General features: G+C 50.8%; 16 protein-coding genes. 6 read left to right on the top strand and 10 right to left on the bottom strand.

Features of this window, described 5'->3' with window-relative positions; genetic code table 11:
- Positions 1–10 precede the first annotated feature (10 nt).
- The gene (locus Q4G98_RS10590) at positions 11–619 is read left to right on the top strand and encodes a LysE/ArgO family amino acid transporter (RefSeq protein WP_177560270.1); all 609 of its coding nucleotides are present in this window, start codon (positions 11–13) and stop codon (positions 617–619) included.
- Between the two features lie 60 nt (positions 620–679).
- Here the strand turns inward: Q4G98_RS10590 and Q4G98_RS10585 are convergent, their stop codons facing one another.
- From Q4G98_RS10585 to Q4G98_RS10565, 5 genes are all read right to left on the bottom strand, one after another.
- A complete protein-coding gene (locus Q4G98_RS10585; protein ID WP_177560267.1) occupies positions 680–1,246 on the bottom strand; it encodes a 6-carboxytetrahydropterin synthase in 567 nt (188 codons plus the stop codon).
- Positions 1,247–1,664: 418 nt separating this feature from the next.
- Entirely contained in the window at positions 1,665–5,624 is a 3,960-nt protein-coding gene (locus Q4G98_RS10580; RefSeq protein WP_301961976.1) for an autotransporter outer membrane beta-barrel domain-containing protein, read from the bottom strand.
- 60 nt (positions 5,625–5,684) lie between these two features.
- Complete coding sequence (locus Q4G98_RS10575; protein WP_301961975.1) at positions 5,685–6,608, bottom strand: glycosyltransferase family 8 protein; 924 nt, start codon at positions 6,606–6,608, stop codon at positions 5,685–5,687.
- A gap of 117 nt (positions 6,609–6,725) precedes the next feature.
- Positions 6,726–7,052, bottom strand: coding sequence for a helix-turn-helix domain-containing protein (locus Q4G98_RS10570; RefSeq protein ID WP_301961974.1), 327 nt, complete (start codon positions 7,050–7,052; stop codon positions 6,726–6,728).
- Positions 7,053–7,462: 410 nt separating this feature from the next.
- Entirely contained in the window at positions 7,463–8,344 is an 882-nt protein-coding gene (locus Q4G98_RS10565; protein WP_177559138.1) for a LysR family transcriptional regulator, read from the bottom strand.
- A 138-nt stretch (positions 8,345–8,482) separates the two neighbouring features.
- Between Q4G98_RS10565 and Q4G98_RS10560 the strand changes: the two genes are divergently transcribed.
- From Q4G98_RS10560 to Q4G98_RS10550, 3 genes are all read left to right on the top strand, one after another.
- A complete protein-coding gene (locus Q4G98_RS10560) occupies positions 8,483–10,096 on the top strand; it encodes an MFS transporter (protein ID WP_298564140.1) in 1,614 nt (537 codons plus the stop codon).
- A gap of 58 nt (positions 10,097–10,154) precedes the next feature.
- Positions 10,155–11,897 carry an amidohydrolase gene (locus Q4G98_RS10555; RefSeq protein WP_301961973.1) on the top strand — a complete coding sequence of 581 codons (1,743 nt, stop codon included), beginning with the start codon at positions 10,155–10,157 and terminating at the stop codon, positions 11,895–11,897.
- A 127-nt stretch (positions 11,898–12,024) separates the two neighbouring features.
- Positions 12,025–12,984 (top strand): L-lactate dehydrogenase, encoded by a 960-nt coding sequence (locus tag Q4G98_RS10550; protein ID WP_298564131.1) that lies wholly within the window; start codon positions 12,025–12,027, stop codon positions 12,982–12,984.
- Positions 12,985–13,045: 61 nt separating this feature from the next.
- Here Q4G98_RS10550 and Q4G98_RS10545 read toward each other — a convergent pair whose 3' ends face one another.
- The 3 genes from Q4G98_RS10545 to Q4G98_RS10535 all read right to left on the bottom strand — a co-directional run bounded on the left by Q4G98_RS10545 (position 13,046) and on the right by Q4G98_RS10535 (position 17,568).
- On the bottom strand, positions 13,046–14,383 hold the full coding sequence (locus tag Q4G98_RS10545) for a hemolysin family protein (protein ID WP_298564129.1): 1,338 nt from the start codon (positions 14,381–14,383) through the stop codon (positions 13,046–13,048).
- 48 nt (positions 14,384–14,431) lie between these two features.
- On the bottom strand, positions 14,432–17,065 hold the full coding sequence (locus tag Q4G98_RS10540; RefSeq protein WP_298564126.1) for a calcium-translocating P-type ATPase, PMCA-type: 2,634 nt from the start codon (positions 17,063–17,065) through the stop codon (positions 14,432–14,434).
- 74 nt (positions 17,066–17,139) lie between these two features.
- Positions 17,140–17,568 carry a histidine kinase gene (locus tag Q4G98_RS10535; RefSeq protein ID WP_177559120.1) on the bottom strand — a complete coding sequence of 143 codons (429 nt, stop codon included), beginning with the start codon at positions 17,566–17,568 and terminating at the stop codon, positions 17,140–17,142.
- 301 nt (positions 17,569–17,869) lie between these two features.
- Here Q4G98_RS10535 and gltB point away from each other — a divergent pair, with 301 nt between their 5' ends.
- Both gltB and Q4G98_RS10525 read left to right on the top strand, forming a co-directional pair.
- Positions 17,870–22,453, top strand: a complete 4,584-nt coding sequence (gltB, locus tag Q4G98_RS10530; RefSeq protein WP_301961972.1) for a glutamate synthase large subunit — start codon at positions 17,870–17,872, stop codon at positions 22,451–22,453.
- Positions 22,453–23,928 carry a glutamate synthase subunit beta gene (locus Q4G98_RS10525; protein WP_298563037.1) on the top strand — a complete coding sequence of 492 codons (1,476 nt, stop codon included), beginning with the start codon at positions 22,453–22,455 and terminating at the stop codon, positions 23,926–23,928. The genes gltB and Q4G98_RS10525 overlap by 1 nt, the downstream gene beginning before the upstream one ends.
- A gap of 172 nt (positions 23,929–24,100) precedes the next feature.
- On the opposite strand, the gene Q4G98_RS10520 is transcribed toward Q4G98_RS10525, so the two are convergent.
- Both Q4G98_RS10520 and Q4G98_RS10515 read right to left on the bottom strand, forming a co-directional pair.
- Positions 24,101–24,595 carry an HD domain-containing protein gene (locus Q4G98_RS10520; protein ID WP_301961971.1) on the bottom strand — a complete coding sequence of 165 codons (495 nt, stop codon included), beginning with the start codon at positions 24,593–24,595 and terminating at the stop codon, positions 24,101–24,103.
- Positions 24,596–24,619: 24 nt separating this feature from the next.
- Positions 24,620–25,843: a class I SAM-dependent rRNA methyltransferase gene (locus tag Q4G98_RS10515; RefSeq protein ID WP_177559108.1), complete on the bottom strand. Its 1,224-nt coding sequence runs from the start codon at positions 25,841–25,843 to the stop codon at positions 24,620–24,622.
- Positions 25,844–25,892 lie beyond the last annotated feature (49 nt).

Here is a 25,892-nt window from a genome sequence, read left to right as displayed (position 1 = left end):
GAGATCTGTTTTGGATATCTTTTTACAGGGGCTTACCATAGGTTTGGCTTATCTTGCCCCTATCGGCGCCCAAAATCTTTTCGTTATCAATACGGCGCTTAACGCGCCTTTAGGCACGGCCCTCGCTACAGCCGGTATCGTCGCCTGCTTCGATATCAGTCTGGCGCTGGCCTGCTTTTGGGGCATCGGCCTCATCATCGAACACAGTCTGCTGCTGCAAAAAGCTCTGCTCTGCGGCGGCGGTCTGATTTTACTCTATCTGGCCTGGCAGCTGATGCATGCGCAGATAGAGGCAAATGCGTCTGATGAGAACAAACCTACGCTCTGGCAAACAGTTTCACTGGCCTTTACAGTTACCTGGTTCAACCCACAGGCCGTCATCGACGGCACGCTGATGCTGGGAGCATTTCGTTCCTCATTGCCTGCCGATACTGCCACTTACTTTATCAGCGGCGTTATTACGGCTTCCTGTCTGTGGTTTTTCATGTTGATCGGTATTTTCAAAACCTGCTGCCGCAAACTGCGTCCCTCACACCTGCAGTGGATCAACCGTATCTGCGGCGCTGTTATTTTTGTTTATGCTCTCAAACTGCTTTACATCTTTTGGCAAATGCTGTAAAACTAACTAAAATAAAAAGCAACAGCTTTTCAGCTGTTGCTTTTTTGCTGCAATCAGTTATTAATTTTTCCTGTAACCACACTTCGGGCAAACGCCGTTTTCATTCAGGGCAATGCCGCAGAGCGGGCAGCGATCGATTTTATTTTTCGTTACAAACTCTGCCGAAGCAGTATTGACACCACTGACAAAAGTGATCTTGGCAATATTCAGCTTGTCCTTAAGCAGATCATAGACGATTTTGATCATGCCTTCAACTGTCATTGTTTCTTTAGTGACCACCAGACGGCAATCAGGGTATGCAGTTGCCAGCTCTGTTTTAAAAGCAGCGCCCTTCATCTGATTCTGCGGTGCGCCATTGCGGATGCCCTGTTTTTCGTAAACATCAAGTACGGCCGGCAGCAACGGATCATCTTCCCTCAAAATCAGCGCATGGTCAAAATTTTTTAAAACGTCCCAAGCTGTTTTTTGGATTTCGTTACAAGGAAACACCATGTTGACGCCGGGTTCAACAGAATCCTCTACTTCGATCGTCAAAATACCAGAATGTCCGTGCAGATACTGAGCTTCACCTTTAAAACCATAAAATCTGTGGGCATATTGCAGGTCTAATGTTGTGATACTTCTCATATTCCTATCCTCCTGATTATTTATATTTACGGAATAACGCGTCCGCATACGCACATGTTTAAATGCTGCTCCCTGCTGGGGATACCACAGCTCAAACTACGCTTTCTGTCTTCAGAACAAAGGTATTATATCTGCAAATCATAAATTCTACGAAAAATTTTATCTGTTCTTCCATCTTTCAAGACTTATTCTAGTTCCAATATAGTATATAATACTATATTTGTCAATATTTTTCTGATATAAAATACTGATAAATAAATAAAATTCATTTCGCCAACAAAATTGCTTTGTAACTTGCAGTACAACAGTGATAAATACTAACCGGCTCATTTCATGTAAAAAGTACCTGATATGGCTACTCTTCCATATCAGGTACTTTATTTTTATCTGCAATTTTGAAAAATCAATTCACAATCACTTAGAACGTAAACCGTAACCCGGCGTTGAACTGCCATTCTGTACGCAGGTCGCCGCCAAAGGTTTTCAAGGCGTCAAAATACAGGTTGCTGTTTTTGGCGATTCCCAGATTAGCGCCCAGACCAATTTCCCACCAGGTACCGCTCATATCAGCGCTTTCCACAACGGTGCTTCTGCCGTTATAATAGGCCGCTCCGCCGCCGTTGCCGCCAAAGTCATGCAGCAGCGAGGCTTTAAGATAAGCGTTGCCCTGCCGTCCGTTCATGGTAAATTCCTTACCACTCAAAACACCTATCCGGGTCACAGCGCTGTTGACTGCGTCCTGACTGATCTGTGTACCGTTGGACATGGTATAATCGGCACTGCCGATACGTCCCAGACTCAATTCTGCCTGCGGCTCTACGAACCAGCCGCCCTGCAGATTTTGCCTGTAACCGTATTCGGCGCTGATACCATAAGCCCAGGTATCATAATCACCTTTTGCAGTATTACCGCTTCTGTCTACCAGCTTAAAGTCGTTGGCAAGCTTGCTGCCACGGGCGATAACATCCAGATAATGGCCTTTACTGCCCAGCCAGCTGGCATATACGCCTACGCCGGTACTGCTCAGGTCGCCGCTGCCGCTGTTGTAGCTGGCATTACCGTCGATGCGGTTGACGGCGATACCTGTATAGAGCTTGCCGCCCTTATAATCCTGCACCTTGTCGATACCGCCCTGGAAGGCTGTATAATCCTGATCAAAACTGCGGTCATAGGCGCTGTCGGCGCTCATTTCACCCCTGTAGTAACGGGCCCAAACGCCGCCCTCAGCAGCTTCCGGGTCGCTGCGCAGGTCGCCCATGCGTTTCATCAGGTTGTTGCCCTCAACGCGCCACAGATTGCCGATCGACATCTGCGCGTCAGCTGCCGTCATCACTGTTTCGGATGCGCCGGCTTCTTCAAAATCTATTTGCGTGATCTTGACATCATTACCGCTCACTGCTACGGTCGGCGTTGCCAGGAATCTGGTCAGGGGGTCGTCCATTTCGCTGGCTTTGCCGACAAAGTTATTTAAATTCTGGCCAGCAGCCAAATTAGTTACTGTCAGCACCGTCACATCGCCGATAAAGCTGTCCAGCTTGCTGCCGTCAAAAGCTTTGTCATAACCAACAGTGATGTACTGCGGTGCCGTGCTGCTGTCAGCTGCCAGACTGTTGAAAGTAAATTTATCGGCAGCAGGGGCAGTACTATTTGTCAAATCGGTAGCAACTTTAAAGGTATTGCTGCCCGCCAGCTGCAAAGTACCGCCGTTAATAGTACGGCCAACCGCCTGACCTTCACCTGGAGTACCAAAGCCCAAAGTCGCATTGTTCAGGTAAGTGATAACATCATTATCAGTAGACGAGCCGTCACTGTTTAAAACAGCATTGTCATTAAACAGTACTGTGGCATTATCGGCATAGATGGCATAGGCTTTCGTGCTTTGGGCATTTTCTGCTTTAGCGCCGATAGTGATCGTGCCGCCATCAGTCTTGGCGCTCAAAGTGATCACAGCGCCCTTTTCGGCATACACGCCATAGGCTTCGGCCTGTGCGCCCTGCTGTCCGTCCTGACCTTGCTGACCGACGGTACCTGATGTACCGTCTTGACCATTATTATTACCACTAGAATACCCATTCCCTCCAGAACCACCCATTCCTCCTAAAGCACCAGCTCCACCAGAACCACCTGTTCCTCCACTGGCCTGAGCAGTGATGCTGTCTGCTGTCAGTATCGTAATCCCGCCGCTGCTGTGCAAGCCATAGGCCACAGCACTGCCGCCAGCACCACCAGAACCACCATCGCCGCCGTCGCCACCGTCGCCACCGTCATAACCATCGCCTAAGTTGCCATTACTGCCGACAAAACTACTATTACCATATCCACCATATCCACCTCGGCCGCCAGCACCACCTTTCCCACCGTTGCCACCAACACCACCTGTTGCCTGAACATTGATATTCTCTGCGGTCAATATGGTGATCCCGCCGCTGCTGTGCAGACCATAGGCAGTTGCCAATCCACCAGTGCCTCCACTACCGCCCTCGGCACCACTGCTTCCATTTTCACCAACGGTACCAGGTGCAGTCGAACTAGCACTTTTACCACTCATGCCAGCATTACCACTCCCGCCAGCATCACCGGCACCGCCGGCACCGCCTGTTACCTCAACACTGATGCTATCGGCAGTAATAAGCGTACTACCACTGCCATACACACCATAAGCCATTGCCTGACCGCCACTGCCACCGCTGCCGCCAACTCCGCTTTGACTACCTTGGCCACCATTGCCGCCTGTGCCGCCTGTGCCGCCTGTAGCTTTAGCGCTGATACTGCCTGCAGTCACTTCTGCAGCACTGCTGCTCCAAATACCATAAGCATAAGCATTGCTGCCGCTGCCACCAGTGCTGCCTTTAGCACCAGAACCGGCAACGAGGCTACTACTATAAACCGTACTGCTGCCACCAGCACCGCCGTAACCACCAACTCCGCCTGTAGCTTCTGCAGCAATACTGTCAGCTGTTATTTTCGTACTGCTGCTGCTGAACAGGCCATAAGCATAGGCTTCACCGCCAGCGCCGCCAATGCCTCCCTGGTCACCATCAGTACCATCATTCACAGAATCATAACTACCTTGAGCACCCCAACCACCAGCACCGCCAGTCGCTGTAGCTTTAATTGCTCCTACTGACAGCTTATCCGCTAAACCGCCTGTAACTTCAATACCTGTTGCTGAAGCCATTCCGCCCTGCCCGGCGTTAGCAACCTTAGCAGCAGCATCTTGCCTATTGGCTGTATTATTACTCCCAGCATTGCCGCCATTCCCACCAGCCGCCGTAATGTTAATATTATTGGCCGTCAGCTGTACAACACCGCTTTCTACAAGCAGTCCCTTACCTACAGCACTGCCGCCGTCAGCGCCGTCAGTACTCATGTAATTATCACCGTGGCTATTATTCGTACCACCCTGGAACATACTAGCATTACCACCATTACCACCAGTACCGCCGGTAGCCTTCAGTGTCAAGTCCGCAAACTGTACGCTGTAAGCACCGCTGCCTGCTGCAACCAGACCATAGGCTTCGGCAGCGCCGCCAACAGCAGCCAGTCCGACTGAGCCATAATTAGAACCACCGGAGCCGCCCCTACCGCCTGTACCGGTGATCACAATATTATTTGCCACCTTTACCTCTGCCTGCTGACCGCTCAAAACAAGGCCCTTAATAGAGGCAGTACCAGCTTTAGCACCATTACTGCCTTGGTTGTCTTTCCCCCAACAAGCAGTCCAAGCATAACTGCCAGCATTCCCGGCAGTGGCAGCCAGTGTAATGCTGTCTGCCTTCAGACTGCCATCAGTTATGGCTATGCCCGCTGCAGCATTACCACCAGCACCACCGCCACCCAAAACAGCACCATTCACCGGGATGACCGATCCTTCACCCGCCATGCCACCAGCACCGCCAGTACCAGCCGAAGCTGTCAGTACCAGGGCACCGGTCTGTACCTCGCCAGCAACAGTCAACTGCAGCTCGGCACTGCCTCCAGCACCGCCGTTGCCGGTACTGACATCAGTACGAGCAGGATTGGCCCCACCAGCCCCACCTTTACCACCCTGCACCGTTAAGCTGACAGCTTTACTGCTATCGTTAACAGTCAAAGTACCGCTGAGGCTGGCATTACCGCCTTTGCCGCCATTACCGCCATCGTCATTTGCATCAGTACCCTGGGTACCGTCTTTACCATCTGTATCAGCTGTACCCCCTACAGTTTCGTTATAGGCATCACTGATCACAACACCATTGCGAATATCATCATTGCCATCTTGTCCATTGTCAGCCGCCCAGGCGGTGCCAGCCCACAAGTTCAGTCCGCTGGCCGATACGATCGACATGGCCAGCAAGGTATGGGCCACCTTTTTTGCCAGCATTTGTTTTCTACTCATTTTCATCCTTCTTCCCTAGGTTTTTGTAATTTGATTTATCTTTATTTCTTCTTAACGTCTTTAAAAATATTTATCCCCAAGCAGGTATTTCAGCACGGCTTCGTAATACGAGGCCGCCTTCTGGTACTCGCCACGGTTATGCAGCAAACGCGCCGTCAGCAGCGCCGTTTCTACCGTATTGCCATCAACAGGCTGCAGATCGCTCCACAACGACTTTTTGACATACTGCCAATACAGCTTTTTTTCATCACTATCGTAATAGTAAATATGCCAGGGCTTCACGTAGTCGATATAATGCACGATCACATCTTCCGCACCTGCTTTCAGCAAGGTATTATTGATGATGATGCAGTTGTACTTCTTGGGCAGTTCTGTAAACTCGCCGTCGATAACGCCGTTGAGCGCATCTTGATCGCCCCAGAGGATCTTGGTATCGCCGACCTGCTCCAGCCACTGAAACAGCTTCTGCGTCAGTTTTTGCTGCCGCCACTTAGTCAGATTCATCAGCAGCACTCCGGAGTTAAAATAGCGGCCGTTTTTCAGACCGATACGGTCGCAGCTTTTGGCTTCGCCCCAGTCGCGTACAGCACCTAAAACCTTACCCTGCAAGTCCGTCTGCCACAAGGATAAAATGTCGCCCTTACAGATGATGTCCGCATCAAGATAGATGATCTTTGTTATCTCTGATGGCAACAGATCGGCAAACAGATAGCGATAATACATGGCCTGCGTGATATGGCCGGAAGGCACAATGAAGGTCATACCCTCGGTACTTGTGATCTGATAAAAGCGCAGTGTTAAATTACGGTATAAAACTTCCATCTGCTGTAATTTTTCCATATCCTCCGGCAACAGTTCGTCATAGACGATGTGCGCAACTAAATCAGTGTACATATTGTTATGCACCAGCGAGGTGATGGTGATGCCGGCGAATTTGCCAAAATTCTTATCAATGCCGAAACCAAGATGTATTTGTTCGGGCACCTTACTCCTCCTCTCTCTATCTAAAATTTTCTTTGGGCTGCTTTGTTTATACCTGACCGCCTCCCTGTCTGGTAAATTTAATATATCCTCCGCAGCTGTTGCCGCGGTTACAGCGTTTTACCTGTGCGACAGCCTTACAAGCTGCAAAAGCTGCCGCACCTCCTCCAGCGTATAGACTTCTGCAGGAGTTTCCTTTTCAGCCTGCTCTTTGCCCCAGTCCAGCGCCGTCTGGGTATCTAAAAATACTTCCAGCGGGCATTCCAGCACATTGGCGATACGCAGCAGCAGCTTCAGGTTGACGTTGACATGGTTACGTTCCAGATTACTCAGATGGGTCTGGCTGACATCTATACGCTGTGCCAGCTCCTGCTGGCTCAGCTGTCTGGCCATGCGCAGAAAGCGGATATTGCCGCCGATACACATCAGGCATTTTTCGTCATACACCCTTACACCTCCACTCTGCGCTGCTGAAAATATTGTTCCTTCTTTGTCTTATTTTACTGAAAGTCTGATTTTATTTACTAAAACTTTAAAAACATTTGTTAAAATAATGTTCGCACCTATTATATCACACTTGTACCCCCCCGCAAGACACTTACTTTTGCTGTAAGTAAAACTTTGCGAGTGTCTTGCCCTGCGCATTACGCCAGCAGCTTTACAACTGTCGACGTCTGCGCAGGTCAAAAGCTTGTCAGCCGCCGAAGTTAGCAGTAATACACAGTTGGTGATTTTTAAACAAATAAAAATCCATATACAAACAGGTAGTACGTTCAAACACAAATAAAACAACCCGCAGCAAAAGCTACGGGCTGTTTTATTTGTTCACTATATTTTTATCTTCTGCGGCAATCTGCTTACAGCTCACTTTCGATCCTGCGCCCTACGTCACTCAGATAGCGCTGCAGGGTCAGCATAGAATTGGTGAGATAACGCTCGCCGCACCATGACAGGTAAATACTTACTTCACCGACCTCGTCGGCCAAAGGAATAGAACAGATGTCGATATAGGTATCTTTAGCACTGGCCAGGCCAAAGGAAACGCCTCTGCCTTCACGCATATAATCACTTAAAACTTCGACATTGCCTTCCAACACAAAATCCAGCTCAATGTCAGTCTTTTTACACAGTTCATCAACAATGCGCAGCTTGCTCTGGTCTTCCGGCAGGGCACAGATCTTTTCGTCTTTCAGATCCTTAAGATAGATCTTTTTACGTCTGGACATAGGATGTTTAGCTCCGACCAGCACGGTATACCGGTCTTTCCACAAGGGTATGGAAATTATTCTGGGGTGGTCGAACTTATTGGTCGTCAGGCCAAAATCAAAGCGGCCGCTGAGCAGCCCTTCCATAATATCACTGTGTGGTGACAATAAATGCGCTAAGCGAATATCTTCATGTTCCTTAAGAAAATCGACCAGCCAGCGTTTGGAAAGCATGGTACTGCTGCTGCCTAGACGGATATATTTGGTATCGCGCGAGCGCATGTCCGAGATCTCTTTTTTAGCGTCTTCCAGATGCTGCAGGGCTTCATTGACGTGATGTAAAAGAATCTTGCCGTATTCGTTCAACACGACTCTGCGGCCATCGCGGTCAAACAGCTGCCCGCCCATTTCTTCTTCCAGACGGCCGATAAGCGCGCTGAGATAAGGCTGCGATACCATCAACAGCTTGGCCGATTTAGTAATATGTTCCTGTTCGGCTACTACTTTAAAATACTTGAGCTGCAATAGATCCATAGCGGTCTCCTTTCATAACAAAATGGTTATGAGTACATATTTAAACTAGTATTATACTTATTCTACCCCAAGTTTTACAATAAAGACAAGAAGAAATCTTGCAAGATATTTAAAATCTAAAGTTTTGGGGAGGTCATTATGTCTACTAGCACAGCTCTCAACAAGTATAAGTTTCTTGGTCTCTTTCCTCTGGTCATGGCCCAGATCGGAACCTCTGGCGATAATTCGGTACTTACCGTCGCCACAGCTTCTTTACTCGCCAGTTTAAATGCGACGATGTCGGATATCCAGCTGGCAAATATCATTTACTCCTTATGCGCAGGCTGCCTGATGATCGTCGGCGGTATGGTCGGCTTGATCGTCGGCTGGAAAAAAACTTTCCGCGCCGGCGCCGCCATGTGCGCTATCGGCGAACTGGTTGTAGCGTTTTCCAGCAACATTTTCCTTTTTACCTGGGGCGGCCGCTTACTGGTCGGTATCGGCGCCAGCTTCCTGATCCCTTCTGTACTCGGACTTATTCCCGGCCTGTATAAAGGCAACGACAGAGCTTTCGCCTTCGGCGCTATCGGCGCTGCTACCGGCGTAGCTTCCTGCCTGGGTCCTATCGCCGCCGGTTTTCTGATCGATACTTTCGATTGGCGTATCGCCTTTACCTGCATGGCAGTATATTTTGCCATCGTCCTCGCCGGTTCGCTCTTAGTCGGTGACGTGCCGCTGCCTGAAGAAAAGGTCCGCTTTGACCTGAAAGGCACTGTAGTGGCAGTTGCAGGCTTGTTCCTGCTCATCATCGGCATCAGCAAGATCCCCGTTTGGGGCCTGATCGCTCCGATCGCTCCTCCGGTTATCGGCGGTACTGCTTTGACACTGTTCGGGATGTCGCCGGCACTGTTTATCGCAGTTTTAGGCCTGCTGACTTTGGCCTTACTGGTTCGCATTGAACGTAATGTTGAAAAAACTTATGGTTCCTGTCTTATTCCTTCCTCCTTTTTAACGACGCCGCAGGTACGCAGTGGACTGTATCTTACAGCGATGCTGTTCCTCTGCTTCGGCGGGTCGTTCTTCCTGGTCATCACTTATCTGCAGCTGGTTGCAGGTTTCAGTGCCATTATGACTGGTGTTGCTATGAGCGCGATGGCGCTGCCGATGATTTTCTTCTCGATGGGTATCCCCAAGTTGAGCCCCGATGCTTCTCCTAAAAAGGTTTGCCGCATTGGTATCGGCATGGTGGCTCTGTCCACGATCCCGATGGCTCTTTCCTTAAATCCTTCCGGTGTCAACTGGCTGATGTATGTAGGCCTGTTCTTCTTCGGCGCCGGCCAGGGCTTCGTCGCTTCACAATCGTCCAACATTATCGCCGGCGCGGTCAATGCCCGCGATGCCCAGCAGTCCAGCGGTATCCAGACTGCTACCCGTAATGTCGGTCAGGCGATCGGCGTCGCTATCCTGGGCGTAGTCATGCTGTTCTCGATCACAGGTACTTTTAAAGATGCCGCTTTAAGCAGCAATGACCTGAGCCCGGCTGCCCAAACAGCGATCAGCTCGCAGGCTTCCATCGGCTTTATGCCGGACGCAACCTTTAGAAAGTACATTGCCGATAAAGCAGCCACACCGTCTGATACCGCTGTTTTAATGGATATCAACCGCAGTACCCGTCAGAATTCTACTCAGCTGGGCCTGTATGTCCTCGGTTTCATCTGTGCCCTGTTCTGGCTCACTACCGGTCCCTTGCCTGACGAAAAAATTACTAAATAAGTAAATTTAATACAGCTTTTCCTACTAAGTTAAAAATATTAAACAATGAGGTGATCTTATGTATATGTCCACAAATTTTCAAGTAGCTGCCGATTTTGCCAAAAATTATACCGGTAAAGAACAGGTAACTGTATTCCGTGCCAAAAAAGTCGTTACCATGAACGAACAAATGCCCTGGGCTGAATGTGTAGCTGTAGCTGACGGCATTATCATCGCAGTCGGCGATTTCATCGACGTCGAAGCTTTCTGCAGGGCGAACGGCATCACTTATCAGATCAATGATACTTTTATCAACAACGTTATGTACCCAGGCTTCATTGAAGCACATATGCATGCGCAGCAAAGCGGCTTATATAATATGAATTACGCTTATGTCGGCTACTTTGACCGCCATACCGCTGACGGCGAGATCTCCAGAGGCTGCCGTACACCGGAAGCTATCATCGAAAAACTGAGCGAGATCGTTGCTAAAAATCCCGGCAAATATAACGACCAGCACTGGCTGAACGTCTATGGTATCGACCCGCTGATTTTGGGCGACGCCAAACTGGAAAACATCAACAGCAAGTGGCTCGACCAGGTTTCCAGCACGATACCCATCTGCCTGAACCATGCTTCCGGACATTTGATGACGGTCAACAGCAGAGCGATCGAACTGGCCGATCTGGACGCTATCCATGATGACAACATTGGCCGTTATGCCGACGGTACCTGCAACGGCAACGTAGCAGAACCGGAATTTATGGCTTACGTTTTGAAAGCAGGCGGCATGCGCATCGACGGCGACGCCGCAGACACTGCTGAAAAAGCTACCCGCTATATCGCCAAGCTGGCTAAACACAACGGTTGTACTACCATCGCTGATAAGGCTTTCGGGTTCCTCCTGACTCCTAAAGCTGCCGAAGGTTATACCAGAGCCTTGAACAAAGAAACTCTGCCTGTACGTTTTGCCGTAGAACCCTTCTACAGCAAAAATATGGAAACTCCTTTCAACGGCTGGGACGGTTTGCAGAAACTGCGTCAGGAGATCGAGACTGACCGCTTCATTTTCAACCATGCCAAAATTCTGGCAGACGGCTCTATTCAAGGCTATACTGCCAATCTGCTGAACAAAGAATATTACAGCGGCGCTAAAAACGGCAAGCTGATCTATGACGACGATACTTTGATGGCTATGATCAAAGAGTGCGAAGACCACGGTTATTCCGTTTCTATCCATACCAATGGCAACGGCGCTACCGAACAGGTACTGCGCGTCGTACAACGCCTGCGTGAAGAAAATCCCACCACTATTTACCGTCATACTGTCGAACATGTACAGCTGGCTACCGAAAATCAACTGGCCCGCCTGCATGACCTGAACATCGGCGCTAACTTCTTTGCCAACCATTTGTATTACTGGGGCGACGTGCATGCTCAATACACTGTAGGACCTTATGAGGTCAAACGGATGGAACCGATGCGCAGTGCGATCAACCACGGTGTACGCTTTGGCGTTCATTCTGACGATCCGATCACTGAAGTCAATCCGCTCTTCTCCGCCTGGTGTGCCTGCAACCGTAAATCCGGCATCAGCGGCAAGGTTTATGGCGAAGACCAGTGCCTAACCGCCGACGAAGCCATGCGCTGCATCACTTTAAATGCTGCCTGGCTGCTGCATCTGGAAGATAAGCTCGGTTCGATCGAGACCGGCAAATGGGCCGACTTTACTGTACTGGCCGAGGAAGTTACCGAAGCTAACAAAGCTACCATGAAAGATATCGAGATCATCGGTACTGTTTCCGGCGGCGCGATCCAATAACAAATAATTACCGGCATTAAAAAGAACGGCAGCAAAACTGCCGTTCTTTTTGTGATTGTTATTCTTTCTGCGGCGCTGTATACTATACTTAACAGTATACTCAAATCTATTTTGAGGAGGAATTTTTATGTTCAAGACCCGTAAAGTAGTTATTATCGGTGCCGGCCATGTCGGGTCGCACGTGGCACTGGCTTTGATCCAGTCCGGTGAGGCTGACGATATCGTATTGATCGACATTCTGAAAGAAAAAGCCGCCGCTCAGGCACTGGACCTGGATGACTGTGTCAGCGGCTCGCTGTGCGGCAAAGACGTACATATCCGAGCCGGCGCTTACGAGGAACTGAATGACGCCGACATCATGGTCATGGCCTTTGGCCGCAGCCGCCGTCCCGGCGAAACCCGTCTGGATATGTTTGACGATTCGATCAAAATGGCCAACGAAGTAGTTTCCCACCTCAAACAGGTCGATTTCAAGGGTATCATGATCAGCATTTCCAACCCTGCTGATATTATCTGCGAATATATCCGCCGCCAGATGAACTGGCAGCCCGCCCGCTGCTTCTGCACCGGCACCAGTCTGGAAACCTACCGCCTGCTGCGGGTACTCAGTAAAGTCACCGGTTACAGCCGCCGCTCGATCCAGGGCTTCTGTATGGGCGAGCATGGTAATTCCAGCTTTATCGTCTGGTCGCGCATTTTTATTGGCGGCAAGCCATTCCTGCAGCTGCGCGACGAGTGCCCGGCACTGGCAGCCGTCAGTCTGGACGATTTGCAGGCGCAGGTCAAAAAAGCCGGTGATATTGAAATCGACGGCAAGGGCTGCACTGAATTCGGTATCGCCAATGTAGCTAAAATGCTCATCAGCGCTGTTTTCCACGACCAAAAACTGGTCTGGCCCTGCTCGATCGCCCTGCACGGAGAATACGGGCAGCACAATGTTGCCGCAGGCGTGCCCTGCGTGATCGGCAAAAACGGCGTCGAAGAAATTTTAGAAGTCGAGATCACTGCCGAAGAACAGGCTAAATTTGACTCTTCCTGCGATATCCTGCGCGGCTTTTTAGAACGTGCCGCCTCTCTCAAATTTTAAAAATAACTGCTGCTTAAAAGTAAAGCCCCGGCCACTGGCCGGGGCTTTGTTGTTTAGCTTATTAATCCTTTGTATCCGTCACTGCCGTTTCCTCTTCCGGCATTTTTACGACCAGTATTTTGTCGATGCGGGTCCCGTCCATATCGACGACCTCAAAACGGTAACCATTCCACAGGAAGTAGTTACCTGCTGTCGGAATATGACCGATATTGGTAACCACAAAACCGGCCACAGTGTTGAAGCCCGTTTTTTCTTCCAGCGGCAGCTCGTCCAGATCAAGAAAGTCTTTAAATTCGCTGACGGGCAGTAAGCCGTCTACCAGCCAGCTGCCGTCTTCACGCTCCACGATCTCCTGCTTGAAATCTTCGTCATAGGAAGGCAGATCGCCGACCAGATGCTCGATAATATCACGCAGTGTGACCATACCGGCCAGTCCGCCGAACTCGTCCATGACCAGCGCTACTTTGATCCGTGTATCCTTGAACATATCCAGCAGCTTTTGGGTGTACATACCTTCGGGCACATACAGCGGCTGCTGCACAGAGCTGCGCAGTGAAGCGCCAGTAGCGCCCAGTACTTCTGCCAGAAAGCGTTTTGTATAAACTACGCCCAATACATGCTCTAAATCTTCTTCGGCTACTACATAACAGGAATACTGTTTTTCCGCAATGACCTCCAGATGCTTATAAAGCGGCTCATTAGCGTCCAGCCAGCTTATCTTGGTGCGTGGCGTCATGATCTCACTGACACGCAGGTCGTCCAGCTCAAAAATGTTTTCGATCATTTTCTGCTCGTCAACATTAAAGACGCCATGCATTCGCCCCTGCTCCAGCAGTACGCGCACCTCTTCTTCCGTCACCGGCGGTTCATCACTGGGTTTCAGACCCAGCACCTTCAGAAAGAACCTGGTCGAAACGCTCAGAAAAACAGTCAGCGGTTTGAACGCGGCGATAATGACCTTGATAAAGCCGACAAAGCTCATAGCAACCTTTTCCGGATTGTTGAGCGCCATTTTTTTCGGTATCAGTTCGCCTAAGACCAGACTAAGATAGGTGACCAGCGCCACGACGAAGGTATACGACACAACGCCGGCATAAGGCCGCAGCACGCTGATCTCACGCAGCAGGCCTTCCAAAGGCGCCGCCAGCATGGCACCGCTGTAGACGCCAGTACCGATGCCGACCAGTGTGATGCCGATCTGCACCGTCGACAAAAATTCAGTCGGTTCCTGGGCAAGCTTTAAAATATACGCAGCCTTGCTGCTTCCCTCATCAGCCAGCTGCTCCAGCCGGCTTTTACGCGCCGAAACCAGCGCCATTTCCAGCATGGCCAGCAGGCCGTTCATTAAAATCAAAACAACAACTATCAATACTTCTTTGACAGATCCGAGAGGATCCATACAGTCATCACTCCTATTTTTTATAAACTATATTTGAGGTGGTGGCTTTTATTTTTTCTCCAGCATTTGGCAAATGCCCTTGCGCAGCAGGTCGACTACGATCATCGACAGACCGAACAGAATAACTACGCTCCATTCATGCAGATTCAGCGGCGTTGTGCGCAGTATCCGGCCGCCGACATAGGTCAGCAGTACCTGGATCGCCACGATCAGAGCCATAACATTGAGGAAGCCTTTATTTTTATCGATATGCTCCAGCAGATTCAGCCCGGAAACACGCACATTAAAGCCATTGGCGACCGCCATAAAGATATACGTGCAGAAGAAGCCCGTATAGGTGTAGATGTGGTCGGGAGCGTTGCGGAACAGGTGATCGATATAGCTGCTCTTATAAAAGAGGATCGCGATAAAGGTCATATACACGCCGCCCATGGTAATGGTAGACAGCATTTTTTTACTGACGATCGGCGCACTGCGGTCTTTGGGCTTTTCACGCAGGTATTTTTCCAGTGCCGGCTCGCCGCCGAAAGCCAGAGCCGCCAGCGTATCCATAACCAGATTGATCCAGAGGATCTGCGTAATGGTAAGCGGTTTTTCGATACCGATGAACGGCGCGATAAAGTTGATCGCCACAGCTGAGAAGTTGATCGTCAGCTGGAAGACGATAAATTTACAGATAGAATTATAGATCGTACGTCCGTACAGAATCGCCTGTTTGATGCTGAGGAAGTTATCGTCGAGGATCACGATATCTCCCGCTTCCTTGGCTACTTCGGTACCGCTGCCCATAGCAAAGCCTACGTCAGCTTTTTTGAGTGCGGGCGAGTCGTTGACGCCGTCGCCAGTCATACCGACGACCAGGTTCATCTCCTGCGCCAGACGCACCAGCCGGGATTTATCCATCGGCAGGGCACGGGCGACAACGCGCAGCTTGTGCAGCTCCAGCTTGACCTGTTCGTCACTCATCTCTGCCAGCTCGGCTGAGGTCCAGACTAATTCGTTTGGACGCTGCAGCAGGCCTGCATCTCTGGCGATCGCTACAGCTGTCTCGCGGCGGTCACCGGTGATCATAACGATCTGTACGCCTGCATCCTGCACTTCGGCGATCGCTTCGACAGCCTCAGGACGGACTTCGTCGCGGATGCCGAGTACGCCTACCAGAGTCAAACCGTCTGCCGGCAAAGCGTCACCTTCGATGTCGCTTTCATAGGTGCAGAGCGCCAGCATCCTGATCGCGTCCGCAGCCAGTTCCAGCATCCTGTCGTCCAGAGTTTTCTTCATTTCCGGGGTCAGCGGACGGCGGTTGCCTTCCGCATCCCAGTAATGGCTGGTTTGTAAAATCAGTTTTTCCGGAGCGCCTTTAGCCAGACAATAACGCTCGCTATTACCACTGACTGCCGCCCAGGAATATTTGTTGGCGCTGTTAAAGGGAATAAATTTGTCACGGTGCAGCACTTCTTCCATGCGGTAACTGCCTACATAGTTACTGAGCGCCCGTTCAGTCATATTACCGCCGACCATAGCACCATCCGAAACAGCGGCCGAGGTATTGAGCACCACGTTTTGATAAGTAAAAGCTTTCAGCTTGGCTGGCAGCACATCAAAAGCAGGATATTCCTGACGGTCGCCGGTAATAAACCGTACGACTTCCAGCTTGCCTTTGGTGATCGTACCAGTCTTATCGGTAAAAAGCAGGTTCAGGCTGCCGGCAGTTTCGATACCGACCAGCTTGCGGACGAGGACGTTGTCTCGCAGCATTTTTTTCATATTCAGCGAGGAAACGATAGCTATCATCAGCGGCAGTCCTTCCGGTACCGCCATAACGATGATGATGATACCCAAAATAACAGCCTGCACTAAATCGGACAACAAGAGCGGCGTATTGGCAAAATAAGCGCCGAAATCACCGTAGAGCCAGGCCTTGTGCAGCATGACTGCCAAAGCGATCAGCACGCCGCCGGCATAACCGAACTGGCTGATCTGGTGAGCCAGCCCTTTCAGCTTCAATTTCAGCGGGCTGTCACGTTCATCATCCTTCAGCTCCTGGGTCAGCTGACCGTAGATAGAATTGTCGCCGATCTTGACAGCCTGCATGATGCCCTGTCCTTCCACAACGACGCTGCCGCGGAACAACTTATGCTCATCCAGAAAATCGATCGTTCCGTCGCCCCACTCAAAAGCAGGCGGCGCGATCAGTTTATGAGCTTCCTTGCTTTCACCGTTCAGGGCCGCCTGATCAAGCTTCACGTCGCCGTCCAGCAAAATACCGTCCACAGGCACTTTATCACCGGCCTCCAGAATTACCGCATCGCCTACGACGATATCATCGATATGCAGCTCTACGGGCTCTCCGTCACGCCAAACCTTGCAGCGGATGCGGCTGGCCTCCTCCTGCAGTTTCTGGAATGCGTTTTCATTGCTGTACTCAGAATAAGTAGAAACAAAGGTCGCCAGAATAATAGCCAGAAATATGCCCATAGTCTCGATCCAGTCGCCGTGGCCCATGTACACAAAAACGACGTTGACCAGCAGCGCCAGGATCAGGATACGGATGATCGGGTCTTTAAAATTCTCCCACAGCTTATCCCAAAAGGTTTCGCGCGGTGGCTGCGTCAGGGCATTATTGCCATGTTCGGATAGTGCTTTGCCTGCTTCTTCAGTAGTCAAGCCCAATTTGTTCACTGTGTGTGCTCCTCCTTACAAAAAAGCTGCGGGACCTAAGGCCTCACAGCTTCATTGCTATTTATAATGATAAATTATTTGCCCCAGACTTTACTCATCAGGACAGGATATTCTTCTGTAAGATGTTTTAAGATAACATCGATCACCGTGTGGATGATGGGCGCTTCAAAGCCTTCGTCAGTCGTTGTGATACAGCTGTCAAGACAAATGTCGCCGTTATCGCCTTCATAATATTTAAAGACTTTGTATTTTTTATTGAGTTCATTGAGATGTGCCAGAACGGCTTCACGGTTGCCGCCATTGACCACGCCTGCCGCCACGCGCACCTGGATCATCGTATAGATACTGTCGTCCAGTACGATCATCGTCGGCAGATTTTGACTGCTGACTTCCATGTGAGCACGGTAAACTATACTGTGCATCTCATTATCGATTTCTTCTTTGGCAAAACAGTTGATATTATTGGAACTTAAAAATTCATCAAATTTTGTTGCTTTACTCATCTTTATCTCCCCTATCTGCAAGAAACTTCTTCTTACAGTATCTAATATTACACTATTAAATAAAATTTGTATAGTGTAAAAGCCGCTTCCGCTGATTTTTCACAAACATTTCAATATTCTGTCTTTTTCATGCACCAGTTTGCCCTGCAGCTGTTTTTGTTCAAAATTTACAGCATTTTGTTCTTTTATATAAACACTAAAAATAATAATGTATACAATTTGCATTTCTTTTTTGCATATTTTATAATTAGCATTGCAATTCTGTATACAGATATAATTTGCTTTGAGAGGGGAAAATCACATGTATACTTCATTACCGCCCAAGCAGGGACTTTATGACCCCTGGTTCGAACATGACGCCTGCGGTCTGGGCGTCGTCGCCAACATCAAAGGCCGTAAATCCAACAAGATCCTGCGGCAGGCCTTAGTAGTGCTGCGCAACATGGATCACCGCGGCGGTCAGGGCGCCGATATGAACTCCGGCGACGGCGCAGGTATCATTTTGCAGCTGCCGCACACTTTTTTTGTCAAAGAATGTGCCAAGCTTGATCTGGAGCTTCCGCAGCCGGGCCATTATGCAGTCGGCTTCATGTTCCTGCCGCCTGACGCTGTAGAGAGAGAAAATACCCAGCGTCATTTTGAAAATATCGTCACTGCCAGCGGTCAGGAAATCCTGGGCTGGCGTAACGTGCCGGTCGACCCTGCCGTTTTAGGGGAAAAATCACGCCAGAGCCAGCCGTTTATGGCCCAGGTCTTTATCAAGGCCAGCCCGCAGATCATTGACAGGCTGAGCATCGACGATAATGCCTTTGAACGGCAGCTGTACAGCATCCGCCGACAGGCTGAAAACCATATCCGCTACGGCACTCTGCGCGGCGGTAAATACTTTTATATTGCCAGTCTTTCTTCAAGGACCATCGTTTATAAGGGCATGCTGACAACGGAGCAGCTGAGTTCTTTTTACTCCGATCTGCAGGACAATGCCGTAGAAACAGCTATGGCTTTAGTCCATTCCCGTTTCAGCACCAACACCTTCCCCAGCTGGGAGCGTGCCCATCCTTACCGTTATCTGATGCATAACGGCGAGATCAACACCCTGCGCGGCAACATCAACTGGATGCGCGCCCGGCAGACCATGTGCAGCAACAGCCTCTGGGGCAGCAAGATCAAAGATATCATGCCCATTATCGATGAAACAGGTTCCGATTCAGGGATGTTCGATAATTGTCTGGAATTCCTTGTTATGTCGGGGCGCAGCCTGCCCCATGCCGTAATGATGATGATTCCAGAACCCTGGGGCAAAAATCCCCATATCGACCCGGATCTGAAAGCCTTTTTTGAATACCACAATTCCCTGATCGAAGCATGGGACGGTCCTGCGGCCATGGCCTTTACCGACGGTCGTACTATCTGCGCCGCACTGGACCGCAACGGCCTGCGTCCTTCCCGCTATTATATCACCCAGGACGATACGATCGTACTGGCCTCGGAAGTAGGCGTCGTCGATCTGGACCCGGCGACCATCGTCAAAAAAGACCGTCTGCGGCCGGGCAGGATGCTGGTCATCGACACAGTAGCCGGACGCATCATCGGCAACGACGAGATCAAACATAAAATAGCTACGGAACAGCCTTATCAGCAGTGGCTGGACGCTAACCTCATCAAATTAAAGAATATCGAACTGACTACCGAACTGCCTAAAACCGATCCCAACACCCTGCTGCGCCGGCAACTGGCTTTTGGCTATACGCTGGAAGACCTGACTAAGTTCTTGAAACCGATGGCGACTAAAGGCATCGACCCGCTGGGAGCTATGGGCAATGATGCGCCGCTGGCAGTTTTGTCAGAAGAACCGCAGCTTTTATACAACTATTTCAAACAGCTTTTCGCCCAGGTCACTAATCCGCCTATCGACGCTATTCGCGAGGAAGTATTTACCGATACTACCAGCGGTATCGGTCCGGAGAAAAACCTGATCGACCCGCAGCCCGACAGCTGCCGGCAGATTTCGGCCGAATCGCCTGTTTTGAGCAATATCGAGCTGGCCAAGCTCAAAAATATCCAGCAGCCTAAATTCCAGGCTGCCACGCTGCCCATGCTTTATCCTGTTGCCGAAGGCGGCGCCGGACTCAAAAAGGCTCTGGCAAGCTTATGTGACCAGGCAGACACCCTGATCGCTCAGGATAAATGTATTTTGATTTTATCGGACCGGGAAATGAACGAAACAATGGCCGGTATCCCGGCCTTGCTGGCAGGGGCCTGCCTGCATCACCACCTGATCCGTAACGGCACCCGGCTCAAAGCTTCCATTATTATTGAATCAGCCGAGCCGCGCGAGGTACATCATTTCGCACTGCTGCTTGGTTATGGCGTCAGCGGTATCAATCCTTATCTGGCTTTTGAAACGATCGAGGAAATGTGTGCTAATGGTATGATCACCGGCGTTACAGTCGAGCAGGCCACCGCCAATTATATCGATGCCTGTACTCACGGCATCGCCAAGATCCTTTCCAAAATGGGTATTTCCACAGTACAGTCCTACCGCGGCGCGCAAATTTTTGAAGCTATTGGTATCAGCAGCGGCGTCATCGAACAATATTTTACAGGTACTCCTTCCCGTCTGGAAGGTATAGGGTTAGAAGCGATAGCCAAAGAAGTAGAGCTGCGGCATCTGCCGGCCTTTAAAACTACGGCGCCCGACCTGTGCAGTTATGACTCTGGCAGTGTTTATCAATGGCGCAGCGGCGGCGAACGGCATATGTTCAACCCGCAGACTGTATTTGCTCTGCAGCAGGCCTGCCGCAAAAACGATTACGCCATGTTCAAGCATTTCTCCAACGAGTTGAACAGCAGTGCTTTTGCCAACCAGAATCTGCGCAGTATGCTGACCTTTACACCGCAGCGTTTACCGATCCCTATCGAACAGGTAGAATCGGCCGCAAGTATCTGTAAACGCTTCAAGACCGGAGCCATGAGCTACGGCTCGCTCAGTCAGGAAGCCCACGAGTGTCTGGCGATCGCCATGAACCGTATCGGCGGCAAATCCAACACGGGGGAAGGCGGCGAACATCCTTCCCGCTTCCAGCCATTGCCAAACGGCGACAGCAAACGCAGCGCTATCAAGCAGGTTGCTTCAGGGCGCTTTGGCGTTACCAGCAACTATCTGGTCAACGCCGACGAGATCCAGATCAAGATCGCCCAGGGAGCCAAGCCCGGCGAAGGCGGTCAGCTGCCCGGCGGCAAGGTTTATCCCTGGATCGCCGAATGCCGCGGCACTACAGCAGGCATCGGCCTGATCTCACCGCCGCCACATCACGATATTTATTCGATCGAAGATCTGTCCGAGCTGATCCACGATCTGAAAAATGCCAATCCCCGTGCTAAAATCAGCGTCAAGCTGGTTTCCGAAGTCGGCGTTGGCACCATCGCCGCCGGCGTCGTCAAAGCCTGCGCCGACGTGGTGCTGATCTCCGGCTATGACGGAGGTACCGGTGCTTCGCCCCGTACCAGCATCAACCACGCCGGCCTGCCCTGGGAACTGGGTCTGATGGAAACCCATCAGACACTACTGCTCAATAACCTGCGTAACCGTGTGACTTTAGAAACCGACGGTAAATTGATGACAGGACGCGACGTAATTATTGCCGCCCTGCTTGGCGCCGAAGAATTCGGCTTTGCCACAGCGCCGCTGATCGCCCTGGGCTGCGTGATGATGCGGGTCTGCAATCTGAATACCTGCCCTATGGGCGTTGCCACCCAGGACCCGAAGCTGCGCCAAAACTTTCAAGGCAAACCGGAATACGTCGTCAACTTTATGCACTTCATTGCTCAGGAAGTACGCGAATACATGGCCGAGCTGGGATTCCGCAGTATCGATGAAATGGTTGGCCGCACCGAAGTGCTGCTGGCAAAACCGCAGCGCAATTGGAAAAATAAAAATCTGGACCTGTCGCCGCTGCTGTATAAGCCCGAGGTGGAACCGGGCACCAGCCAGGTCTGCACGACCGAGCAAAACCACCAGCTGGAAAAATCGCTGGACTGCCGGGAGCTGCTGGCGATCTGTAAAACTGCCGTCGCTGGTAAAAAACAGGTCGATATCACTCTGCCGATCAAAAATACCGACCGCGTCGTCGGCACTATCCTCGGCAGTGAGATCACCCGTCTTTACGGTTTGGACGGACTGCCGGAGGATACGATCCGGCTGCATTTCAAAGGCTCAGCCGGACAAAGCTTCGGAGCCTTTTTGCCGCCAGGTATCACTCTGCGTCTGGAAGGCGATGCCAACGACCATGTCGGCAAGGGACTTTCCGGCGGAAAGATCATCATCCATCCCTTTGCCGAAGCAACTTTTAACCCGCACGAGAATGTCATTATCGGCAACGTAGCTTTTTACGGCGCCACCAGCGGGGAAGCCTATATTTCCGGCATTGCCGGTGAACGCTTCTGTATCCGCAACAGCGGCGTCAACGCCGTTATCGAAGGCGTTGGCGATCATGGCTGTGAATATATGACCGGCGGCACAGTCGTCATTCTGGGCAAAACTGGCCGCAACTTTGCTGCCGGCATGAGCGGCGGTATTGCTTACGTTTTCGACGAAAACGCTACCTTTGCCGGCTACTGCAACAAAGAAATCGTGCTGCTGGAGCCGCTGCAGGAAATCAACGACATCATGCAGCTGCAGAAAATGATCCTGAAGCACGCAGAATACACCGGCAGCAGCATCGCCCGCCAAATACTGGCGGACTGGGACAGCTGCGTCAGAAAATTTGTCAAGGTCATTCCCAAAGATTATAAACGCGTTACTGAAAAAGTCGCCGCCTACCTGCAAACTGGTATGAGCGAGCAGGAAGCGACGATCAAAGTATTTGAGGAGGTGCAGGCATAATGGGTAAACCGACCGGATTTATGGATTACAAACGGCAGGAGCTTGCGCTGCGCCCGCCTCAGGAACGCATCAGGGACTGGGACGAGATCAAAACCAGCAGCCTGCCGCATAAAGAGGAACTGCAAAAACAGGCCGCACGCTGTATGGACTGCGGCATTCCCTTCTGCCACAGCGGCGTGCTGCTGGGGCAGGCCTTATCAGGCTGTCCGCTGCATAACCTGATGCCGGAATTCAACGACTTCGTTTATCAGGGGCTGGACCATTTTGCCTATGCCCGCCTGAATAAAACCAATAATTTCCCGGAATTCACCTCGCACGTCTGTCCCGCTCCCTGCGAAGGAGCCTGCAGCGCCAGCCTGGCCAGCAGTGCGGTCAGCATCCGTAATCTTGAACAATATATCATCGAAACAGCCTTTGCAGAAGGTTACGTCAAACCCAACCTCCCAGCGATCCGCAGCGGCAAAAAAGTTGCCGTCATCGGCAGTGGTCCGGCCGGGCTGGCCTGTGCCGACCAGCTCAATAAGGCCGGCCACAGCGTCACCGTCTACGAACGGGCCGACCGCGCCGGCGGACTTTTGATGTACGGCATACCCAATATGAAACTGGATAAACAGCTGGTTGAACGGCGCATCAAGCTACTGGAAGACGCCGGTATCAAATTTGAGCTGAACAGCGAAATCGGGCACAAAGTTTCTTCGGAAATGCTGCTCAAACAGTTCGACGCAATCGCCCTCTGCACAGGCAGTACCGTACCGCGCGATCTGCCTGTCCTAGGCCGCGAGCTGCAGGGCATCTACTTTGCCAAGGACTATCTGCACAGCGTGACGAAAAGCCTTTTGGACAGCCAGTTCAAGGATAAAAAAGCGATCTCCGCCAAAGGGAAAGACGTTATCGTCATCGGCGGCGGCGATACCGGCACCGACTGTGTAGCAACCGCTATACGGCAGGGCTGTAAAAGCGTAAAACAGATCGAGATCATGCCCTGCCTGCCCCATTCCCGTACCGCAGATAACCCCTGGCCGGAAATGCCGCGTATCTTCAAAACTGATTACGGACAGGAAGAAGCCTTCGAGCTGTACCACCAGGACCCGCGCGATTACTGCATCATGAGCAAGGAATTTATCGGCAAAAACGGTAAAGTCGACAAGCTGCGCCTGTGCCAGATCGACTGGCAACGACAGGACGGCCGTTTGGTTCCTGTTGAGATAGCAGGGACGGAAGAAACAGTTCCTGCCCAGCTGGTACTGCTGGCAATGGGCTTTACCGGCAGCGAAACACTGTTATTTGATGAATTTAAATTTACCAGATCAGCGGCCAATACTATTGCGGCCAATGATAATGATTATATGACCTCGATCCCAGGTATTTTTGCCGCCGGCGACGCCCGCCGCGGCCAGAGCCTGGTAGTCTGGGCCATTGCCGAAGGACGCGGAGCCGCAGCCGCCATTGACAAATATCTGACGGCACCTAAATAAGCGTTCCCCTCTCCTTAACATAGCGAACAGACCCTTATGGTCAGCCGGTATACACCGCTGCCTAAGGGTCTGTTCCATTTTTCGTGCCGGTTTCTGTAACTTCTGCTGTGTATTCAACTCAAAAAAAGCACCTGCCCGTTTCATTCAGACAGGTACCGGTTTACTACGTTCTTTAAATACCAAACATCTGACGGCACAGTCTGATACCGGCTTCTGTTTTAAAAATTCGCTCGCAGGTCGTTTTAATAGCCGCCTGGCTCATTCCATTTTCGTAAAAATTCACCAGAAAATCCGCTTCCACTAAAATCTGATAATCCAAGCCGTCGATATTGGTATACGTGTGGTGATGCCCGATCAGATAGCAGACCCGCTCGCGGACATCAGAAGCAAAGCCCAGCTTTACCAGCATCTCTGCTGCTACCGGCGGGCCTTCCTGCTCCTGCGTTTTACCGCTGCATTTACCAGCGCCGAACTTCGCCTCGCCGTTTTTGATGCCAATATCGTGTGTCAGCGCCGCCGTTTCTAAAATAAACTGCGTCCTGTCATCCAGCTGCTCCTGCCGTCCTAGCAGCTGCGCCAGAGCATGTACCTTGATAAAATGCTGGATACGGCGTGCATCGCCGCCCATATAAGCGATCATAGCTTCCAATAACTGCTGCATCTGCATCTTTTCTGCCCTCCCAAACACACCTTAAACTACCTGGAAAATATAAAATTTCAAATAATAAGTCTCCGGCACGTTCCATAAAATCGGATGGTCCGGCGACTGCTGGCGCGCCTCGATCTGCCGGAGCTGTACGTTGGCGTCGGCCGCAGCATCATGCAGCATCTGCACAAACAGCTCTTCCTTCATAAAATGCGAGCAGGAACAGGTCGCCAGATACCCTCCGCGAGGCAGCAGCTTCATCGCCTTCAAATTGATCTCTTTATAACCGCGAATAGCGTTTTTGACTGTACTGCCTGATTTTGTAAACGCCGGCGGGTCTAAAATAATAAAATCATATTCCCGGGCCTTATTATTGACCAGCTCAGACAGCAGATCAAAAACATTGGCCTTCAAGCCTTTAACGACTTTATCCAAGCCGTTTTTAGAGGCGTTGGCGTCCGTCATCTGCACTGCCTCGGCCGAAATATCTACAGCTGTTACAGCAGCAGCGCCGCCCGCCGCCGCATTCAGGGCAAAAGCGCCTGTATGGGTAAAGCAGTCCAGTACATGCTTGCCTTTGGCAATTTTGGCGATTGCCTGGCGATTGTACTTCTGATCCAAAAAGAAGCCTGTCTTTTGGCCGTTCTCCACATCTACATTATATTTGATCCCGTTTTCAACGATCGCTGTCAGAGGTTCGCCCGGTTCCGGGGCCTCGGCCAGCGCAAACCAGCCCTTATTTTCTTCCATACCTTCCAGCAGGCGGATCTTTACATCGTTACGTTCGTATAAACCCCTGATTTCTTCACCCTGTTCACGTAAGATCTTATACAGCAAGTTAAAAATCAGCTCTTTGCGCAGTTCTATACCCAGCGACAAAGTCTGCGCCACCAGAATATCGTTGAACCTATCCACTGTCAAACCGGGAAAATGATCGGCCTCGCCAAAAATCAGACGGCAGCACTTAAAATCTTCACCCGGCATTACCGTACGCCGATAGTCAATCGCATAACGCAAACGCCTTTCCCAAAAATCAGCGTCAAATTTATCGTTGGTATTGGTCGAAATCAGGCGCACCCTGATCTTGGAATGGTCGTTGACAAACCCGGTGCCCAGATATTTGCCCTTGTTTGTTACCACATCGACCAGATCACCGTTTTGGTATTCGCCTTCGATCCTGGTGATTTCTTCAGCATAGACCCAGGGATGGCCACTGCGGGCTGCTCTTTCGCCCTTCGGTGTAATATAAAACTTAGTATATTCTCTCATAATCTGCTCCGTTCTTTTTATTATGCTGATGCCCGCCCTTGAGCAGGCA

Origin of the sequence: uncultured Phascolarctobacterium sp., assembly GCF_958349595.1 — a bacterium.
In the GTDB taxonomy this organism is placed as follows: Bacteria; Bacillota; Negativicutes; order Acidaminococcales; family Acidaminococcaceae; genus Phascolarctobacterium.
This window is presented reverse-complemented; position numbering and strand designations above follow the sequence as displayed.

Excerpts from the sequence above, each read along its gene's own strand:
- Q4G98_RS10550 (WP_298564131.1), top strand. The coding sequence starts at position 12,025 with ATGTTCAAGACCCGTAAAGTAGTTATTATCGGTGCCGGCCATGTCGGG.
- Q4G98_RS10535 (WP_177559120.1), bottom strand. The coding sequence starts at position 17,568 with ATGAGTAAAGCAACAAAATTTGATGAATTTTTAAGTTCCAATAATATC.
- Q4G98_RS10520 (WP_301961971.1), bottom strand. The coding sequence starts at position 24,595 with ATGCAGATGCAGCAGTTATTGGAAGCTATGATCGCTTATATGGGCGGC.
- gltB (WP_301961972.1), top strand. The coding sequence starts at position 17,870 with ATGTATACTTCATTACCGCCCAAGCAGGGACTTTATGACCCCTGGTTC.
- Q4G98_RS10515 (WP_177559108.1), bottom strand. The coding sequence starts at position 25,843 with ATGAGAGAATATACTAAGTTTTATATTACACCGAAGGGCGAAAGAGCA.
- Q4G98_RS10565 (WP_177559138.1), bottom strand. The coding sequence starts at position 8,344 with ATGGATCTATTGCAGCTCAAGTATTTTAAAGTAGTAGCCGAACAGGAA.
- Q4G98_RS10525 (WP_298563037.1), top strand. The coding sequence starts at position 22,453 with ATGGGTAAACCGACCGGATTTATGGATTACAAACGGCAGGAGCTTGCG.
- Q4G98_RS10560 (WP_298564140.1), top strand. The coding sequence starts at position 8,483 with ATGTCTACTAGCACAGCTCTCAACAAGTATAAGTTTCTTGGTCTCTTT.
- Q4G98_RS10555 (WP_301961973.1), top strand. The coding sequence starts at position 10,155 with ATGTATATGTCCACAAATTTTCAAGTAGCTGCCGATTTTGCCAAAAAT.
- Q4G98_RS10580 (WP_301961976.1), bottom strand. The coding sequence starts at position 5,624 with ATGAGTAGAAAACAAATGCTGGCAAAAAAGGTGGCCCATACCTTGCTG.
- Q4G98_RS10545 (WP_298564129.1), bottom strand. The coding sequence starts at position 14,383 with ATGGATCCTCTCGGATCTGTCAAAGAAGTATTGATAGTTGTTGTTTTG.
- Q4G98_RS10585 (WP_177560267.1), bottom strand. The coding sequence starts at position 1,246 with ATGAGAAGTATCACAACATTAGACCTGCAATATGCCCACAGATTTTAT.